Origin of the sequence: Halomonas sp. DP4Y7-1 (genome assembly GCF_019800705.1) — a bacterium.
Lineage (GTDB): Bacteria > Pseudomonadota > Gammaproteobacteria > Pseudomonadales > Halomonadaceae > Halomonas > Halomonas litopenaei_A.
The window spans coordinates 484,514-503,669 of record NZ_JAHVKS010000002.1; the positions used below are offsets into that span (position 1 = coordinate 484,514).

Consider the following 19,156-nt stretch of genomic DNA (forward strand, 5'->3'; position numbering starts at 1 on the left):
CCGACCGAGGTACCTTCCCCATGACGGAACATGATCTTTCCTATTGGCGTGACCTGAGCGCAAAGCTTGTCCTGCCCCACGATGCGTTCATCGACGGCGCGGCCACTGCTGCCAGTGATGGCGCGACGCTGGTCACCTCCAACCCTGCCACCGGCCAACCCCTGACGGCGGTTGCGGCCTGCAGCGTCGACGATGTGGATCGGGCGGTCGCAGCCGCTCGCACAAGTTTCGAGTCAGGGATCTGGTCACGCCTCGCCCCGGCACAGCGCAAGGCCACGCTGCAACGCCTGGCGGCGCTGATTCGGCAACACCGAGAGGAGTTGGCGCTGCTCGAAACGCTGGATACCGGCAAGCCCATCCGTGACGCCTATGAACTGGATATTCCAGGTGCGGCCGGGTGTTTCGAGTGGTACGCCGAAGCGACCGACAAGCTCTACGGTGAAGTCGCCCCGACCGACGGCGACAACCTGGCGACCATTACTCGAGAGCCCATCGGTGTGGTGGCGGCGGTAATTCCCTGGAATTTTCCCCTCGATATCACCGCCTGGAAGCTGGCCCCAGCGCTGGCGGCGGGGAATAGCGTGATTCTCAAGCCAGCGGAGCAGTCTCCGTTGACCGCACTGCGCCTGGCGCAACTGGCCAAGGAGGCAGGCTTTCCTGACGGCGTCATCAACGTGCTGCCCGGTCATGGTCATGTCACCGGACAGGCCCTTGGACTTCACCCTGACGTGGACTGCCTGACCTTTACCGGATCCACCGCTACCGGCAAACGCTTTCTCGACTACGCCTCCCGCTCCAACATGAAGCAGGTCTGGCTGGAGTGTGGCGGCAAGAGCCCCAACCTGATCTTTGCCGACAGCGATATCGGCGCTGCGGCGAGAGCCGCCGTGCAAGGCATCTACTTCAATCAAGGGGAAGTCTGCTCTGCCAACTCGAGGATTCTCGTCCAACGTGATATCAGGCCAGCCTTCGTCGACGCCTTCGTGGCCGCCGCCTCGCGGTTGGTGGTGGGGGATCCCCTGGACCCTGCGACAGATGTAGGAGCGCTGATCGACAGCGAGCACGCCGCCAAGGTCCGTGGCTACATTGCTCGCGGTATCGAAGAAGGTGCATACCTCGCCATGGGCACCGCGCCCAGCGGAGACGAACAAGGCGCCTTCGTCGCCCCTACGCTGTTCGTCGATGTGGCGCCCAAGATGACCATCGCCCATGAGGAGATCTTCGGGCCCGTGGCTGCGCTGATCGACTTCACTGACGAAGACGAGGCCGTGGCCATCGCCAACGATTCCATCTACGGTCTGGCCGCCTCCGTCTGGACGACCGATCTATCCCGCGCCCACCGCGTCTCGCGCCGCCTGCGAGCAGGCACCGTCTCGGTCAACACCGTGGATGCCATCGACTTCACCACCCCCTTCGGCGGCTACAAGCAATCAGGGTTCGGGCGAGACCTGTCGCTGCATGCCCTGGACAAGTTCACCCAGCTGAAAACGACCTGGATTCGCCTGTAGCGAGTGTCTTGAGCAAAGGTCTTAAGCAAAGGCCTTGAGCCAGGGTCTTCGCTCCTTCCCATCCACCGCGGGAGGGCCCTGCGGCTTGCTGGGTGCTCGTCTCGGGCGAGCGCCTGCCGAACCATCCACGCTGCGCTCGCCAGCACTCGAATATCTATTCCAAACAAAGGCTTGAAGAACCCTTCTGAAAAACAGCTCCGAATCACAATGTCGAACAACAACAAGAGGATGTAGTGATGCAAACACACTCCCCCACCTCCCACCAGGCAGCGCCGTCTGCCTCGGGCTCCTGCCGCAAGGCGCTGGGCCTGAAGTCGTTGATGGCCATCGCGGTGGGCCTGGTCGTCTCCCAGGGCGTCATGGTGATCATGCTCCAGGGCGTCGGCATCGCCGGGGCAGCGTTCCTGCTGCCCCTGGCCATCGCCTGGATACTGGCCATGTGCTACGCCGCCTCGTTCTCGGAACTGTCGCTGATGATTCCCCGAGCCGGTAGCCTCAGTACCTATACCGAGGTCGCGCTCGGTCACTTTCCCGCCATTCTCTCGGTGTTCTCGGGCTACGTGGTCGTCGCCATGTTCGCCCTATCTGCAGAGCTATTACTGGTCGACTACCTGCTCGGTGTGCTCTACCCCGCCCTGGACAGCACTCACTTCATTGCCTTCGGCATTCTTGGCGCCTTTACCCTGCTCAACCTGATGGGTATCGATGTCTTTGCCAAGCTGCAGAACGTGCTGGCCTTCGCCATGGTGGTGGCGCTCACGCTGCTGGGCCTCAGTGCGCTGTCCGGCGGCGTCGCACCCCATGCCTTCAATGCCAGCCACATCTTCGCCGATCTTGACCTGGGCAGCGGCGCCTTCAGCCTCATGGCACTGGCAATCTGGGGCTACGTGGGGGTCGAATTTGTCTGTCCGCTCGTGTCTGAAACGCGTGATCCGGTTCGTCATATTCCCCGCTCCATGTACCTGGGGTTGACGGTTATCTTTGCGGTCTTCTCCCTCTACTGTCTCGGCGTCCTGTTCTACTTGCCGCAGGAAGCCCTGCTGGCGGCCGAACTTCCCCACTTGGAATATGCACGCGCTGTCTTCGGTGACGCCGGGCATCTTGTGCTTGCCGTCGCTGCTGTCACCGCCACCTGCAGCACCGTCAACACGTCCTTGGCGTCCATACCCCGTATGCTGCAAGGCATGGCGGAACAGGGCCAGGCCTTTCCCGCCCTTGGCTGGCTGACGAACTCCACCAGGGTTCCCTGGGTCGCGGTCCTGTTCATTGCAGCCGTCACGGGGCTACCGCTGCTGGTCTGGGGAAATGACCCTGGCACCGTCGGGCTACTGCTGACGGCGGCGGCGATTGCCTGGCTGATCGCCTACATCATCGCCCACGTCAATGTCATCGCCCTGCGCCGCCGCCACCCCGATGCACAGCGCCCCTACCGCACGCCCTTCTACCCCTTGCCTCAGCTCGTCGGCATTGCGGGCATGGTCTACGCGATCGTCTATGCATCCCCTTCCCCCGACATGACCCAGCAGATCTTCACCAGCGCAGGGGTGGTACTCGGACTGGTCAGCCTTGTGGCTTTGGTCTGGATCAAGGTCGTGATGAAAAAAACCCTCTTCACGCCGGAACCGCTTGACCGAGTCATCAGCCGCTAGAAATAACACCAGAACAGGCCAGGAATGGGGCCAACACCCTGCCCGGATAGCATCATAAAGGAGAACGACAATGAACAGTTTTCAAGGCTCACCCTCCCTCGACAAGCAGGACATCTGGGAGAAGGATCGCGATCATTTCACCCACCCATGGACCGACTTTTCCACCTTCAAGGAAAACGGCTCCATGGTCTTTACCAAGGCCGATGGCGTCAGCATCGAAGATGCCGATGGGCGGCGCTATCTGGATGGCATTGGAGGACTCTGGTGCGTCAACATTGGCTACGGCCGGGATGAGATCGCCGACGCGGTGGCGGATCAGATCCGCGCCATTCCTTACTTCTCGACCTTTGGCCACCACACCACGGCACCCGCCGCTCAGCTGGCGGCCAAGCTTGCCGAGCTCGCCCCCGGGGACCTCAACCACGTCTTCTATGGCTGCGGCGGATCGGTGGCCAACGATACCGCGGTAAGGATGATCCACTTCTATTTCAATCAGCTTGGCAAGACCAGCAAGAAGCAGATCATCTCTCGAATCGATGGCTACCATGGCAGCACCTACATGGCGATGTCGATTACCGGCGTCAAGTTCGACCATATCGGCTTTGATATCGACGACACTCTGGTACATCACATCAGCTGTCCGAATCCTTACCGGCGCCCGGCGGGCCAAAGCCTGGAGGACTTTTGCGACGACAAGGTCGCGGAACTGGAACGCAAGATTCTCGAATTAGGGCCGGACAATGTCGCCGCCTTCTTCGCTGAGCCCATCATGGGCGCGGGCGGTGTCATTGTCCCCCCTGAGGGCTATCACCGCAGAACCCTGGAGGTGTGCCGCAAGTATGACGTCCTGTACGTCTCGGACGAAGTGGTCACCGCCTTCGGCCGTCTTGGCCACATGTTCGCCTCGGAGGACGAATTCGGTATCGTCCCGGACATCATTACCTGCGCCAAAGGACTGACCTCGGGCTACCTGCCGCTAGGGGCCACGATCTTCTCCGACCGCATCTATGAGGTGATCAGCAAGCCCCAGGCGGACGGCGCCCTGTTCACCCACGGTTTCACCTATTCAGGCCACCCGGTGAGCTGTGCGGCAGGCCTCAAGAACCTGGAGATCATGGAGCGCGAAGGGCTGTGCGAGCACGTACAGGACGTGGGGGCCTACTTTGAACGGCGTATCCGCGAATTGTCAGACCTCCAGATTGTTGGCGATATCAGAGGCCGCAAGTTCATGATGTGTCTGGAAAACGTCGCGGACAAACAGACCAAGGCACTGATCGACCCCGAGGCCAAGATCGGTAATCGCATCGCCGATGAATGTCAGCAGCGAGGCCTGATTGTTCGGCCCTTGGCGCATATGAACATCCTGTCACCGACGTTGATCCTGACCCGAGAGCACGTCGACTTTGTCGCCACCACCCTGCGCGACAGCATCGAAGCCGCCACCGAGTCCCTCAAGGCCGACGGCTACCTGCCCCGCTAGTCCCGGCACCGGCAGATAGGCCCAGCATCGCCCCTCTCCGACGTTGATAGCGGCGCCATCACAGGCAGCGCTATCGATAACCGAGAGGGGCGATGCTGGTCTAAACGAGTAGTGAGCCCGGTATAAGGACAGAGAAACGTGCCTTGTCCCTTTAACATCAGCTAATGAGCGCGACTTAGCTCACCGTTGAATCCAGCAATTGCTACAGGATGAAAGCTCATTCTCCGATCTCGACGAGAGGTGGCCTTTCTCGCATCTACGTACATCGCTAGCTCTATCAAGCTCATATAGCAGAGTAGAATTCGATACACTTAGCCATACTTCAGCAAATTGCGGACACCGCCTAGCTGCTTATACGCCGACAATACTAAGGGACTGACCTGTGCCGACATATGGAAACATTCTTCTTAGACAACATAGTGGCGAGGCATTTACGACGGCGACACGGGCCCCGCTAGGTTTTACCAATAGCCGTAATGAAGCATGGCTGCGCGACCTACTGGCTGCTCACCCGGACCTGTTACCGATTGAGGAAGTGGATCCTTCCTTCGGCCCACTGGTGTCGCTGTGCACCGAGCTCTCCACTGAAGCGGGCCCCGTGGATGCCGCATTTATTAGCCCTTCTGGCCGGCTGACACTAGTCGAGTGCAAGCTATGGCGCAATCCAGAAGCACGGCGCAAGGTGATCGCTCAGATCCTCGACTACGCCAGGGCCGTGTCCCAGTGGAGCTACGCGGACCTGCAACGCCAAGTTGCAGCCGCCACAGGCCTTAAAGGCAATGTACCTTTCGAGGCCGCCCGGCGGCTCAAGCCGGACCTGGACGAGGCCGCCTTCGTCGACGCCGCCGCCCGCGCTCTGCGTGAGGGACGCTTCCTGCTGCTGATCGCCGGCGATGGAATCCGTGAGGGAGTCACCAGCATGGCCGAGCTGATCACTCGCAATGCTACACTCGGCTTCAGCTTCGGCCTGGTGGAAGTTGCTCTTTACGAGTTCGGCGACCAGGGCCTGGCGGTGCAGCCTCGTGTCGTTGCAAAGACAGAGACCATCGAGCGAACATTCATTTATGTCCAGAAAAATGACAGCGGCGAGCTCCGTGATGCCATCGACGACAGCGAAACCGCTGCAAGCGGTAATTCAGTTACGGTAACTGAAGAGCGCGCTTGGTGGGACCCGCTAACACACACTCTCTTCGATGATCCCGAGCAGACGCCCCCTACCTACCGATACCCAAATCACGTCAAGGCGTCACTCCCCGTACAAGGCATCTGGCTCACCGCCTATCGCTCTATGGGAGACGGCATCTGCGGTGTGTTTTTGTCCGGCAAGAAAACGGAGCTTCCGCGGGTACTCGACCAACTAAACGAAGAACGCGAGCAGATCTTAGCTGAACTACCCGGTGGCACCATGGATCGCCTACAGGGGGATCCCGAACGGCTTGGTTTTGCCAGCTATGCTCAGCTTGAAGATTTCACCAATGATGACGAATGCCGTACCTGGCTAGCACAGCAGCTCAACCACTTCGCAAACACCTTCCGACCTCGACTGAAAGTCATACTTCGATAATCAGGAGCAGGGTTTAGCAACAGCAAGGCTCAAAATTGGGCGGCAGTTATCGCCACCCCAGTATCTGATAGCCGTTTCTTACCATGGAAAAAACGGCTCGAACTACACATGACAAGGCGACTTCGAGATGTAAGTTCGATCGAGCTCAGCCTGCCTAGATGCGCCATATTTTCCGCTAAGTAACCACTGAACGTCGGCAGACTACCTATACTGGGCTGGACGGGTCTGGGCAGGGCTAACCGAACTACTGGCAGCTAGCCCTAAACAACATTCAGCTTGATCGCGCCCGTTGATGCCAGACAGAAGGAGCGAAAATGACCGTATGGGCAGGATAGCGGCGGATGTTCGTGCCGGACTAGAGGACCTGTCGTTTGTGACGACCTATCATCTGCTACAGATAGTGTGGGGAAAAGCAAGGGTGGCGGTAAGGTGCCAGGATCTAAGCCTTCACGACCTACGCCACAGCTTTGCCGGCAGACTGGCCCAGCCCGGAGAGAGCATGACCACGGTGAGGGATCTGCTGGGGCATCCCAGCCTGATCATTACCAGCCGCTACTTGCACATGTTCGATGTAGGTCTAAACGATATTGGCGCGCGCCTGCCGAGCTTAAGCGGGGCCTTCTGCGAGCACACACTAGAAAAAAGGAGGGTAAAAACGCAAACAGCCGCTCGTAAGCGACTGTTTTCTAAATGGTGCCGGTGGTCGGACTCGAACCGACACACTGTTTCCAGCGGCGGATTTTGAATCCGCTGCGTCTACCAATTCCGCCACACCGGCAACGGGCGCTGATTATACGTGGGTGACAGCGAACGTCAATTGCTTCAGCTACCTATGCGCGATTCAAGCGCGCATTTGTTGCCCTCTGCGGGTGGTCCTGGTCCCTTGCAGCGCGTCCTGGCCTGTTTTTTTTCGCCCGTGCCGCCTGCTGGACAGCGAGTGCACCGGGCCGCGCGTCTGGGCGGTGGGTGGGCGCACGCATACAGGCCCAACGGCTTCACCCAGGGTGACCATCCACGTGAACGGCTGCAACGAAGCCGCCTTGCTATTGGACAAGCCCTGAGTGGACAAGCCCTAAGTGGACCAGCCCTGAGCTTGTCCAACAGCGACGTCTTGGCCAAAGATGGCTCGCCCCGGCGGCTTCGACCTTGGTAGACTGCCGCCGCCCTGCGTCAGGTTAACAATGCGTAAGTCTCCATCAACAACAGAACCGGCGCCGCTTGACCGCGCTGCTGATCCGTACCCCTGATCAGCCCCCTAGGCAGCGCTTCGCGAAGCATCTGTCGCGTCCTGCCGAGCGTATTTGAGGAGAAAGGAATCTGCCATGGCCGATACCCGCAACGATGCTGTTCCCCATCCGTCCGTCGCCAGCCGTATAGGCCTGGTGCTGGGCCCGCTGCTTCTGCTGCTCACGTTGATTCTGCCGCCTCCGGGCGATATGTCCCACGCTGCCTGGGGCTGTGTCGGCATGGCATTGCTCATGGCCAGCTGGTGGTCGACCGAGGCGATCCCCATTCCGGTGACATCACTGATTCCGCTGGTACTGGCACCGGCGCTGGGCATTGGTGGCATCAAGGATATCGCGGCTAGCTATGCCAATCCGATCATCTACCTCTTCTTGGGCGGCTTCCTGCTGGGCATCGCAATGCAGACCTGGAACCTGCACAAGCGCATCGCCCTGCATGTGCTCAAGGTGGTCGGCAGCGAGCCACGCCGCCAGATTGCCGGCTTCATGATCGCCACCGGCTTTCTCAGCATGTGGGTCTCCAATACCGCTACGGCCATCATGATGCTGCCGATCGGCATCTCGGTGCTCAGCCTGATGGAAGATTCCGACCCCAGGGAACTGCGGCGCTTTGCTACTGCGCTGCTGCTGGGCATCGCCTACTCCGCCAGCATCGGTGGCGTTGCAACGCTCATCGGAACGCCGCCCAACGCCCTGCTGGCCGGCTATCTGGCAGAAGACCGCGGCATCGACCTGGGCTTTGCACAGTGGATGCTGGTCGGCGTGCCGATCAGTGTGGTGATGATGGCTCTGGCCTGGTGGTGGCTGTCCCGCAAGGGCTTCGCGCTGAATATCGGCCAGGGAGACAGCGACAGTCTGATTCGTGATCAGCTCGCCGACATGGGCCCCATGAGCTCGGCCGAGCGCCGGGTGGGCCTGCTGTTTCTGGCCGCTGCTGCGCTGTGGATCGTTCGCCCGCTGCTCAATGACATGGGTGCGGACTGGCTGTCGGACACCACCATCGCCATAGTCGCCGGCATGGCCCTATTCCTGATCCCGTCCAAGCGCCAGCCCGGCGAAACGCTGATGGTATGGGAAGATGCGGTGAAGCTCCCCTGGGGCATTCTGCTGCTGTTCGGCGGCGGCCTGGCGCTGGCCGGTGCCATCAGCAAGTCAGGACTTGCGGAGTGGATCGCCAACCAGCTGGCCATCCTCGGCGCCCTGCCCACGCTGGCGATCATCGGTGGCGTCGTACTGGTCATCATCTTCCTGACCGAGGTCACCTCCAATACCGCCACCGCAGCGGCGTTCCTGCCGCTTCTAGGCGCATTGGCCATGTCGCTGGACATTCCCGTCATGCTGATCACCGTGCCGGCCGCCATCGCCGCCAGCTGTGCCTTCATGATGCCTGTGGCGACGCCTCCCAATGCCATCGTGTTCGGTACCGGCCACATGCAGATTCAGTCAATGATTCGCGCCGGTTTTGCACTGAACCTGATCAGCACCGTACTGGTGACGCTGATGGCCTACGGCTTGATCCTGCTGCTCTGGTAACACAGAGATGATCACCGTTTCCTGACGTGGCGGTCAGGAAACGGTATCCTTGTGCGCCTTTGGCATTCGATCTTCCTGCCTGACGACTTGCGAACCTCCATCTTGTGAATCCCCATGCAGCGCGCTGACTTTCACTTCGAGCTCCCCGAGGAGCTGATCGCCCGTTACCCCTCCGACATCCGCAGCGACTGTCGGCTGCTTTGCGTCGATGGCGCCAGTGGCCAGCTTGACCATCGTCGCTTCCCCGACCTTGAGCAGTTGCTCGAGCCAGGGGACCTGCTGGTGTTCAACGATACCCGCGTCATCCCCGCGCGGCTGCACGGCCACAAGGCCAGCGGCGGCAAGGTCGAGATGCTGCTCGAACGCCCGCTGGATGCCCATCGCGGGCTGGTGCACCTGCGCTCCAGCAAGTCGCCGAAGCCGGGCACGGAATTGATCTTCGAAGGTGACATCAAGGCCGTGGTAGAGGGACGCCACGACGCTCTGTTTGAGCTGCGCTTCCTCGGTGATACGCCGATGATCGCGCTGCTGGAGCAGCATGGACACATGCCGCTGCCACCCTACATCACTCGCGAGGATGAGCTGTCCGACCGGGAGCGCTATCAGACCGTCTACGCACGTCGCGACGGCGCTGTCGCGGCGCCGACCGCAGGCCTGCACTTCGACGAGCCACTGCTCGAGCGTCTCGCAAGCCGTGGCATCGAGTCGGCCTACGTGACCTTGCACGTCGGTGCCGGCACCTTCCAGCCGGTGCGCGTCGACAACATTCACGAACACCACATGCACAGCGAATGGATCGACGTCGGTGACGAGACCTGTGCCAAGGTGCGCGCAGCCAAGGCAAGAGGCAACAAGGTGGTGGCGGTGGGCACCACCAGCGTTCGTTGCCTGGAAACCGCCAGCGCCTCGGGCGAGATCGCGCCGCTGTCAGGCGACACGGATATCTTCATCTACCCGGGTTATCAATGGCGTTGCGTCGATGCCCTGATCACCAACTTCCACCTGCCTGAATCGACCCTGCTGATGCTGGTGTCTTCCTTCGCTGGCTACGATACCGTCATGGCGGCCTATCGAGAGGCGGTCAAGCAAGGCTACGCCTTTTTCAGCTACGGCGACGCCATGCTGCTGACGCCGACACCCGCGGCACTGAAAGCGCAAGACTGATACAGCACAACGGATACGGCAGAACCGCGTTACGCCCCACAGGGGCACGGAGAGACCCATGCGAGAGCAATGTTTCATGCACTTCGACCACCTGGCCAGCGATGGCCGGGCACGCCGAGGCCGCATCACCTTTCCCCGTGGCACCATCGAGACACCGGCCTTCATGCCGGTAGGCACGTATGGCACGGTCAAAGGCATGACCCCCTCTTCGGTGGAAGAGATCGGCGCCGAGATCATCCTTGGCAATACCTTTCACCTGTGGCTGCGCCCGGGTACCGAGGTCATCGAAGCCCACGGCGACCTGCATGACTTTGCCCAGTGGGACAAGCCGATCCTGACGGACTCCGGCGGCTTTCAGGTCTTCTCCCTGGGAGAAATGCGCAAGATCACCGAGCAAGGCGTGCACTTTCGCTCGCCGGTAGACGGTGCCAAGGTCTTCATGGGACCTGAGGAGTCGATGGCAGTGCAGCGCTCGCTAGGCTCTGACATCGTGATGATCTTCGATGAGTGCACGCCCTACCCGGCCACCCATGCCGAAGCCAAGGCCTCCATGGAGATGTCGCTGCGCTGGGCCCAGCGCTCCAAGGATGCTCACGGCGAGTCACCGTCGGCGCTGTTCGGCATCATCCAGGGCGGCATGTACCCGGACCTGCGCGAGGCGTCACTGAAAGGCCTCAACGACATTGGTTTCGACGGCTATGCCATCGGCGGCCTGTCAGTGGGTGAGCCCAAGGAAGAGATGATCGAGGTCCTCGATTATCTGCCCGACTGGATGCCGGCAGACAAGCCGCGCTATCTGATGGGCGTCGGCAAGCCCGAAGACCTTGTCGAAGGCGTTCGCCGCGGGGTCGACATGTTCGACTGCGTGATGCCAACCCGCAATGCGCGCAATGGTCACCTGTTCACCAGCGAAGGCACAGTGAAGATCCGCAACGCCAAGCATCGCCATGACACTCGTCCGCTGGAAGACGACTGCGACTGCTACACCTGCCAGAACTTCTCACGGGCCTACCTGCATCACCTGGACCGTTGTGGAGAGATGCTCGGTTCGATGCTCAACACCATCCATAATCTGCGTCACTATCAGCGCCTCATGGCTGGTTTGCGCGGTGCTATCGAAGCGGGTACATTGGCTGACTTCGTGGAAGGGTTCTACGCCAGGCGTGGCCTGCCGGTTCCCCCCGCCCCGAATTGATACATCGGTCGGCAGTTGCCGGCCGCTTGCTCCTGCTTTTCCCACGACTTACGGAGACCGTCGTACATGTTGGACTTCTTCATCTCCCCGGCCCAGGCCCAGGATGCCGGCGCCGCTGCCGGTGGCGGCATCGCCCAGATTGTGATGCTGGTCGGCTTCGTGCTGATCTTCTACTTCCTGCTGTGGCGTCCCCAGGCCAAGCGGGCAAAGCAGCACAAGCAGCTGATCGGCGGCCTCTCCAAGGGTGACGAGATCGTCATCGGCGGCGGCCTGATGGGCCGCATCACCCGGGTCAGCGAAGACAGCGAATTCCTGGCCATGGAAATCAGCGAAGGCACCGAGGTCAGCGTTCAGAAGAATGCCGTGGCCGCCGTGCTGCCCAAGGGCACGCTCAAGTCCATCTGATTGGTGCTCGTCCCCACCCCGGATCCCATCCGGTCGGTGGGGATGCCCCATGCTGACGCGGGGCGAGCCGATCGGTCGGCTGTCGCGCGTTGGCGAGGCAGCCGCACCCGTCGCCTCGGAACCTTGCAGTCCCATCTTGTTTGATCCTGCGATGTTCCCTCATTTGTCAGCAACCTGAGGGCAGAGCCCCGATGCTCAATCGTTACCCTTTGTGGAAGTACCTGCTGATTCTAGTGGTGCTTCTCGTCGGCCTGGTCTACTCCCTTCCCAATCTGTTTCCTGAAGATCCCGCGGTACAGATCAGCAGTGATCGCGGTGACCTGAGTCTTTCCGAGTCTCAGCAGCGAAGCCTGGAGCAGGCGCTTGCCGACGCCGATATCGAGATCAAGCAGGTCGAGCAGGAGCCCAACAGCCTGCTGATTCGCCTGCGTGATGCCGAAGACCAGATTCCCGCCCGCGACCTGATCAGCCAAGAGCTCGGCGAAGATTTTGTGGTCGCCCTGAACCTGGCAGAGTCCACCCCGGATTGGCTCGCCTCGCTGGCAGCCTCCCCGATGACCCTGGGCCTCGACCTGCGAGGCGGCGTGCACTTCCTGCTCGAAGTCGACATGGATGCCGCGGTCAGCCAGCGGCTGGAAGTGAATGCCAGCGCGATGCGCGAAACCCTGCGTGACGAGCGCATTCGCTATCGCAATACCGAGATCGACGGTCGCACCATTTCGCTGGACTTCATGAACGCCGAAGACCGCGATGCTGCCGAGACGCTGATTCGTCAGGAATTCCCCAACCTGCAGTATCAGGATGTCGATCGCGAGCGCGGCGCCGCCCTGGCCATGACCCTGACCGATGCCGCCGTCGATGAAATCCAGGACTATGCGATCAATCAGAACCTGACCACGCTACGCAACCGCGTCAATGAGCTGGGCGTGGCGGAGCCCCTGGTCCAGCGCCAGGGCCCGGATCGCATCGTGGTTGAGCTGCCCGGCGTCCAGGATACCGCCGCGGCCAAGCGCATCGTCGGCGCCACCGCCAACCTCGAGTTCCGTCTGGAGGCACGTACCGACACCCCCTCCAACGAAACCGAGGCACTGCCCTTCCGCAACGAACCGGCCCGCAGTGCAGACCTGATGCGTGACGTCATCATCACCGGCGACAGCGTCTCCAGCGCCAGCCGTGGTTTTGATGAAAACGGTCGCCCCCAGGTCAATATCAACCTGGACGGCACCGGCGGCACACTGATGAACCGCGCCACTCGCACCAATATCGGGCGCAACATGGCGGTGGTGTTCATCGAGCACAAGACCCGCGACCGCACGGTGATGGAAGACGGCGAGCGGGTCACCGTCCGCGACCCGTACACCGAGCGCGGCATCATCAGCCTGGCCACCATCCAGAGCGCCCTGGGCAACAGCTTCCGCATCACCGGGCTGGACAGCCCCACGGAAGCCGGGGAACTGGCCCTGCTGCTGCGCTCCGGCTCGCTGGCCGCGCCGATCTACTTCGCCCAGGAACGCACCATCGGGCCGAGCCTCGGCGCCGACAACATCGAACGCGGCATGCTGTCGGTCCAGATCGGCCTGTTGCTGGTCGTGCTGTTCATGCTGATTCGCTACAAGGTGTTCGGCATCATTGCCAACATCGCCCTGGCGCTCAACCTGACCATGCTGGTGGCCGCCATGTCGATGCTCGGCGCCACTCTGACGCTCCCGGGTATCGCCGGTATCGTGTTGACCCTGGGTATGGCCGTCGATGCCAACGTGCTGATCTTCGAACGTATTCGCGAGGAATTGCGTAACGGACTGTCGGTCCAGCAAGCCATCCACGCCGGCTACGAGCGCGCGTTCAGCTCCATCGTCGACGCCAACATCACGACGCTGCTGGTGGCACTGATCCTGTTCTCCATTGGCACCGGGCCGGTCAAGGGCTTTGCCGTGACCCTGTCACTCGGCATCCTGACCTCGATGTTCACCGCACTGCTGGTCACCCGCGCCATGGTCAACCTGATCTACGGCGGCAAGGCGGTGAAGAAGCTATGGATCTAAGCCCATGTCCACTCGCACACAACGGGGAGAGGGTATGAATCGCCTCACCAACCTCCAACTCGACTTCATGGGTCAGCGCAAGATCGCCTTCAGCCTGTCGGCGATCCTGATCCTGGTGTCACTGGTATCACTGGTGGTTCAGGGCCTTGCCCTGGGCCTCGACTTTACCGGCGGCACCCTGGTCGAAGTCCGCTATGTCAGCGCCCCGGCCCTGGACAGCGTGCGCGCAGCGCTGGAAGGCGCTGGTTTCAACGACGTCTCGGTGCAGACCTTCGGCGCCGCCAATGAAGTGCTGATCCGTCTGCAGCAGACCTTTGAAGCCAATGTGGGTGAGCAGGTCGTTGGCCTGCTCGCCCAGGGCGGTACCCAGGTGGATCTGGTGCGCGCGGAATTTGTCGGCGCCCAGGTGGGCGACCAGCTGCGTGACCAGAGCGGCCTTGGCATGCTCGTCGCTCTTGGCGTGGTCATGCTCTACGTGGCCTTTCGCTTCCAGTACAAGTTTGCGATCGGCGCGCTGCTGGCCCTGGTCCACGATGTCATCATCGTGATTGGCGCCTTCTCGCTGTTCCAGCTGGAATTTGACCTGACCGTGCTGGCCGCCGTGCTGGCCGTCATCGGCTACTCGCTGAACGACACCATCGTGGTCTACGACCGCATTCGCGAAAACATTCGCAAATCGCGGATCGACGACATGCCGGCGATCTTCAACGAAGCCATCAACCAGACCCTGGCGCGCACCCTGGCCACGTCCGGCACGACCCTGCTGGTGCTGATCGCCCTGGCCTGGCTGGGCGGCGACATGATCCACAACTTCTCCGTTGCCCTGCTGATCGGCATCGGTGTCGGTACCTTCTCATCGATCTACGTGGCAGCAGCACTGTTGCTCAAGCTGAAGCTCCAGCGTCGCGATCTGATCCCCGAGAAGAAAGAAGACGCCGAGGAAGAGCAGCTGCCCTGACTGTGGCTTCCTGGCAGCCTCTATCAGGCAACCCTGCCAGATAGCTCTTTCACGCAGTTCTTTCACGCAGTTCTGGCTGGCCCCGCCGTGTTTCACGGCGGGGCTTTTTCATGTCTGCGGTGTTTCCGCAACAGCTCCCCTACAGGGCTGCGATACGTCAGGAAACATGAAAATATGCGGTATCGCTTGCCCTGCAGACGACCACCTTTCATGCTTAGCCCCTACCCTTTCGCCTTGATGAGGCCGCATGTTCCTGCTGATCGCCTTTGCCGTACTCTCCATTGGTGCGTCTTTCCTGTGCTCCGTGCTGGAGGCAGCACTGCTGTCACTGACACCGAGCTACATTGCACGGGTGCAGGAAACCAATGAACGGCTGCACCTGAAGCTGAATGCCCTGAAGCGCGACATTGACCGCCCCTTGGCTGCCATCCTGACCCTCAACACCATCGCTCACACCGTCGGCGCTACCGGCGTCGGCGCTCAGGTGACCGTGGTCTTCGGTGAAGCCTGGCTGGGTATCGCTTCGGCCCTCATGACGCTGGCCATCCTGATCCTCTCGGAAATTATTCCAAAGACGATTGGCGCCAACTACTGGCGCCAGCTGTCCCCCTGGCTGCCTCCTATCCTCAACACCATGATCCTGGTGCTGAAGCCCTTCATCTGGCTATCCGAGCAGATTACCCAACGCATTGGCGGCAACGCTGCCGATACCGATATGCGCGGTGAAATCAAGGCGCTGGCCCGCATCGGCCTGGATGAAAAGGCCCTCGATCCGGATGAAGCCCGCACCATCACCAACATCCTTAACCTGCACGAAATTGCGGTCAGCAAGGTCATGACGCCACGCACCGTGTGCGTGACGGTTCGTCCAGGGCTTACTGTGGCGGAGTTCGAGGAAGAGCTGGTGCGCTCTCCGTTCACTCGCTTCCCGGTGATGGATGGCGGCGAACAGGCCATCGGCTATGTGCACAAGGCTGACGCCTACCGCGCAGACGAAGACCACAGCATGAAGGACATCATGCAGGATGCCCCTTCGGTACAGGCAGATGACAGTGTCGAAACCGTCTTCACGATGATGCTGAAAGACCGTCAGCACCTGGCGGTGGTCTACGATGACCATGGTACCTGGGTGGGACTGATCACCATGGAAGACGTGCTCGAGACAGTGCTTGGACAGGACATCGTCGATGAAACCGATGATGTCACCAATATGCGCAAGTACGCCAAGCAGCGCTGGACCCAACGACGTCAGGCGGACTCTGAGAGACACCGGCAGGTCGACCCCAACCCCTCCTGATGCCACCAGGGGTGTTCATCGTTGCGCAACATGCCGTGCCATCGATGCCACCCCACTTCGGTCACTATTTGCGATAACATCTCCATTGAAAATGATTATCAATGGAGATTTCATGTACAAGCCCCTCGCCATCGCCGCCCTGCTCAGCGTGACCGCCCAAGCCTGGGCGCACGACGCCCCGAAACGGGTCGCCGCGCTGGACTACGCTACTCTCGATATTCTCGACAACCTCGACCAGGACGAGCACATCGCCGGCGTCGCACAGTCGACCCTGCCTGAACACCTGTCTGCCTTTGCCAGTGAGGAATATGCCGACATCGGGACCCTCAAGGAGGCCGACATGGCAGCCCTTGGCGCCATTGAGCCGGACGAGATTCTGATCAGCGGCCGCCTGGAAGCACAGCGCGATGCCCTTGAGCAAATCGCTCCGGTCTACAGCTCGGCCAATGCCGGCGACACCACCTGGGACCAGCTGGAAACTCGCGTCGACCAGCTGGCGGAACGTTTTCATATCAGTGATGAGGGCGACCAGGCGCTGGAGGATCTGCGCCACTTCCTGGATCAGCGCCTGGCCACTATCGACGGCTCCCCCAGCGTGCTGGTAGTGACCCATAACGACGGCCACTTCTCAGCGCAGAACAATGCCATCGTGCACGACCTCATGGGACTTGCTGCCCCCAGCCTGCCAGACGATGTCATCCCGGTCACTCGCGGTGAGCGCACCTTTCTGCCCATGACACCGGCCCAGATACAGGCCACTGGCGCCGACCTGGTATGGATCGTGGATCGCAGCGCCGCCATTGGGGAAGCGGGTCTCGACCTCGCCACGCTGCAGCAGGACATCGGCGCTGACACGCGTCTGGCAGTGGGCTCACCGCGACTGTGGTACCTCGCCGGCCAAGGCCTGGCCAGTACTCGTCTGCAGGTTGAGGAAGTGATGACCGCCTTGGCGCGCTGATCCTCCGCGGCGGGTTCGTCACCCCCGGTGATCTTCGCCTTATTGGCTTCACGTCACTGACATATCGGCAACCCGCCCTATAACGACAATGCCCCCGCAGCATGGCTGCGGGGGCATTGCGTTACAGGCCCTGAGGCAGAGACGTCAAACGCCGTTGGCGCTGACTCTTACTGCCGTCCACACGACTCAGTCTTGATCTTCCAAGCTCGGCGCCGTCTGCACATGGGGGGCCAGCTGCTTGATCAGCGCCTTGAACAGGCGAGGATTGGCGGCCATCAGTGCGCCTTCCACCGCTACCGACGGCTTACCGTCAGGGGTTCCGATCAGCGCACCAGACTCCTTGAGCAACAGCGAGCCGATATCGAGATCCTGCTCTTCAACGCCAAGCACAAAGGCTGCGTCGGCGCGACCGGCCGCCAGCCGGGCCATGTCCAGAAGGCCACAGGCGCTGGACTGAAGCTGCTCAGCCTGCGGGCCAAGCTGCTGTACCAGAGTCAGGTAGGTCGGCAGGAAACGCGACCGCAGGTAGGTGTCCGGAAGACTCAGGGACAGACGTGCACCACCGGCTCCCTTGATCTTGGAGACACGCAGACGCTTGCCATTCAGCTGGGCGCCACGCCCACGGCTTGCCAGGTACTCATCATCGCTGAACGGACAGATCACCACCGCATGCTCCGCTCGGCCCTTGATCAGGCAGACCACGGACAGCGCAAACTCGGGAGAAGCGACGCTCAGGTTGGAATACCCGTGGAAAGGCTCGATGCGCCACAGTACATCAGCGCCTTCGCCCTCACCCGCGCGATGCGGAGTGTAGCGACCCACCACGCCGTGCTGCGGGTAGCCGCGGGTCAGCTGACGGGTGATCAGGGATTCGGCGTTGCGTGCCGTGTCCTCGAGCAAGCGATCGAGGTTGTGCTCTTCGTGGGCATTCTCGATACGTTCGCGAATGCGCAAAAACTGTTCGCCGGCGCTGCGGGCAGCGCGCAGGGCGTACTGGACCATCGGATGCATGATCAGGCCTTGGGAGTCGGTGGTGTTAAAGAACGGAGTCGACGAAGGGAACGGACTCGGCGCGAATCCTAGCAGAAGGCACGCATGAATGCCACGGACTTTGCCGTGTCTAGCATGCTAAACTGGTCGACCGGCTGGTCTCCAGCGGCACGTCGGCAGCGTCAACGTGCACCCTCGATGGCTTGCTCGACCAGTACACCGCACCCGCCCACTCTCGAACCCACTCGCCGCGTCGCAACAGGATCTTTCATGCTCGAGCGTATTCGCATCGTTCTCATCGGCACCAGCCATCCCGGCAATATTGGCGCTACCGCCCGCGCCATGCACAACATGGGGCTGGCCGATCTGGCCTTGGTAGCACCTCGCTGCGAGGTCATCACCGCCGACAGTGTGTCTCGGGCATCCGGCGCTGACCGTCTGATCCAACAGGCCCAGGTGGTCGATACCATCGAACAGGCGGTGGCAGATTGCAGCCTGGTGGTTGGCGCCAGCGCTCGTTCACGCACCTTGCCCTGGCCGATGATCACGCCTCGGGAGCTTGGCGAGCGCCTGCCGACAGAGCTCGCCAGCGGCGACGCCCGCGTGGCACTGGTGTTCGGCCGTGAGGACAGCGGCCTGTCCAATGCTGAGCTACAGCGTTGCCATGCCCACGTGCATATCCCGACCAATCCCGATTTCAGCTCGCTCAACCTTGCGGCGGCCGTTCAGGTACTGGCCTACGAGTGCCGGCTCAGCTGGCTGGCCCAGGACGCTACCCCTGCACAGCCCGACGAGGATCTTCAGCCCCTCGCCACCCACGACGAGCTGGAGCACTACTTCGCGCACCTCGAGCGCACCCTGATTGCCATCGGCTTCCACGATCCAGCCAAGCCAAGACAGCTGATGGCTCGACTGCGTCGCGTCACCCTGCGTTCGCGGCCAGAGCGTATGGAGCTCAATATACTGCGGGGCATTCTTAGTGCCACCGAGAAAGCCGCAGGAGCGCCGGCGCTAGGCGGTAGAATGACGATGAGTGAGGCTGACAGAACGACGACTGAAACGGCTGCACGTCATGCTGACATGATGACGGACGCCAGCACTGACCAGGACACCCAAGAGGCCGGACCAGAGGATCACCAGACGCCCTCCCGTTAACCCCGGGTACGCCT

The 19,156-nt window shown here is 61.3% G+C and carries 13 protein-coding genes, 1 tRNA gene and 2 pseudogenes; 14 read left to right on the forward strand and 2 right to left on the reverse strand.

All coding sequences use genetic code 11. The annotated features are described in order from the left end of the window. Nucleotides 1-20 precede the first annotated feature (20 nt). The 5 genes and pseudogenes from KUV72_RS05720 to KUV72_RS20040 all read left to right on the forward strand — a co-directional run. Nucleotides 21-1,508: an aldehyde dehydrogenase gene (locus KUV72_RS05720; protein WP_222237724.1), complete on the forward strand. Its 1,488-nt coding sequence runs from the start codon at nt 21-23 to the stop codon at nt 1,506-1,508. Nucleotides 1,509-1,744: 236 nt separating this feature from the next. After that, nucleotides 1,745-3,157: an APC family permease gene (locus KUV72_RS05725; RefSeq protein ID WP_222237725.1), complete on the forward strand. Its 1,413-nt coding sequence runs from the start codon at nt 1,745-1,747 to the stop codon at nt 3,155-3,157. A gap of 70 nt (nt 3,158-3,227) precedes the next feature. After that, complete coding sequence (locus KUV72_RS05730) at nt 3,228-4,637, forward strand: aminotransferase (RefSeq protein ID WP_222237726.1); 1,410 nt, start codon at nt 3,228-3,230, stop codon at nt 4,635-4,637. A 382-nt stretch (nt 4,638-5,019) separates the two neighbouring features. Continuing rightward, nucleotides 5,020-6,201 carry a hypothetical protein gene (locus KUV72_RS05735; RefSeq protein WP_222237727.1) on the forward strand — a complete coding sequence of 394 codons (1,182 nt, stop codon included), beginning with the start codon at nt 5,020-5,022 and terminating at the stop codon, nt 6,199-6,201. Nucleotides 6,202-6,523: 322 nt separating this feature from the next. Beyond that, a pseudogene (locus KUV72_RS20040) lies at nt 6,524-6,757 on the forward strand (tyrosine-type recombinase/integrase); the annotation flags it as partial. Nucleotides 6,758-6,892: 135 nt separating this feature from the next. On the opposite strand, the gene KUV72_RS05745 reads toward KUV72_RS20040, so the two are convergent. Then, a tRNA-Leu gene (locus KUV72_RS05745) sits at nt 6,893-6,979 on the reverse strand. A 544-nt stretch (nt 6,980-7,523) separates the two neighbouring features. Here KUV72_RS05745 and KUV72_RS05750 point away from each other — a divergent pair. The 8 genes from KUV72_RS05750 to KUV72_RS05785 all read left to right on the forward strand — a co-directional run bounded on the left by KUV72_RS05750 (nt 7,524) and on the right by KUV72_RS05785 (nt 16,997). After that, nucleotides 7,524-8,978 carry an SLC13 family permease gene (locus tag KUV72_RS05750; protein ID WP_222237728.1) on the forward strand — a complete coding sequence of 485 codons (1,455 nt, stop codon included), beginning with the start codon at nt 7,524-7,526 and terminating at the stop codon, nt 8,976-8,978. A 114-nt stretch (nt 8,979-9,092) separates the two neighbouring features. After that, nucleotides 9,093-10,142 carry a tRNA preQ1(34) S-adenosylmethionine ribosyltransferase-isomerase QueA gene (gene queA / locus KUV72_RS05755; RefSeq protein WP_222237729.1) on the forward strand — a complete coding sequence of 350 codons (1,050 nt, stop codon included), beginning with the start codon at nt 9,093-9,095 and terminating at the stop codon, nt 10,140-10,142. Nucleotides 10,143-10,200: 58 nt separating this feature from the next. Further along, nucleotides 10,201-11,337 (forward strand): tRNA guanosine(34) transglycosylase Tgt, encoded by a 1,137-nt coding sequence (gene tgt / locus KUV72_RS05760; RefSeq protein ID WP_374107023.1) that lies wholly within the window; start codon nt 10,201-10,203, stop codon nt 11,335-11,337. A 66-nt stretch (nt 11,338-11,403) separates the two neighbouring features. After that, nucleotides 11,404-11,742: a preprotein translocase subunit YajC gene (gene yajC, locus KUV72_RS05765; protein WP_206941545.1), complete on the forward strand. Its 339-nt coding sequence runs from the start codon at nt 11,404-11,406 to the stop codon at nt 11,740-11,742. Between the two features lie 191 nt (nt 11,743-11,933). Beyond that, on the forward strand, nt 11,934-13,784 hold the full coding sequence (gene secD, locus KUV72_RS05770) for a protein translocase subunit SecD (protein ID WP_222162598.1): 1,851 nt from the start codon (nt 11,934-11,936) through the stop codon (nt 13,782-13,784). Nucleotides 13,785-13,818: 34 nt separating this feature from the next. Continuing rightward, nucleotides 13,819-14,742, forward strand: a complete 924-nt coding sequence (gene secF, locus KUV72_RS05775) for a protein translocase subunit SecF (protein WP_222237730.1) — start codon at nt 13,819-13,821, stop codon at nt 14,740-14,742. 247 nt (nt 14,743-14,989) lie between these two features. Further along, the gene (locus tag KUV72_RS05780; RefSeq protein ID WP_222162597.1) at nt 14,990-16,039 is read left to right on the forward strand and encodes a CNNM domain-containing protein; all 1,050 of its coding nucleotides are present in this window, start codon (nt 14,990-14,992) and stop codon (nt 16,037-16,039) included. Nucleotides 16,040-16,151: 112 nt separating this feature from the next. Continuing rightward, the gene (locus KUV72_RS05785) at nt 16,152-16,997 is read left to right on the forward strand and encodes an ABC transporter substrate-binding protein (protein WP_222237731.1); all 846 of its coding nucleotides are present in this window, start codon (nt 16,152-16,154) and stop codon (nt 16,995-16,997) included. A gap of 186 nt (nt 16,998-17,183) precedes the next feature. Here the strand turns inward: KUV72_RS05785 and KUV72_RS05790 are convergent, their stop codons facing one another. Further along, the gene (locus KUV72_RS05790; protein WP_206941561.1) at nt 17,184-18,008 is read right to left on the reverse strand and encodes an inositol monophosphatase family protein; all 825 of its coding nucleotides are present in this window, start codon (nt 18,006-18,008) and stop codon (nt 17,184-17,186) included. Between the two features lie 249 nt (nt 18,009-18,257). On the opposite strand from KUV72_RS05790, the pseudogene trmJ reads away from it, so the two are divergent. Continuing rightward, nucleotides 18,258-18,986 (forward strand): annotated as a pseudogene (gene trmJ, locus KUV72_RS05795) (tRNA (cytosine(32)/uridine(32)-2'-O)-methyltransferase TrmJ); the annotation flags it as partial. Nucleotides 18,987-19,156: the final 170 nt, after the last annotated feature.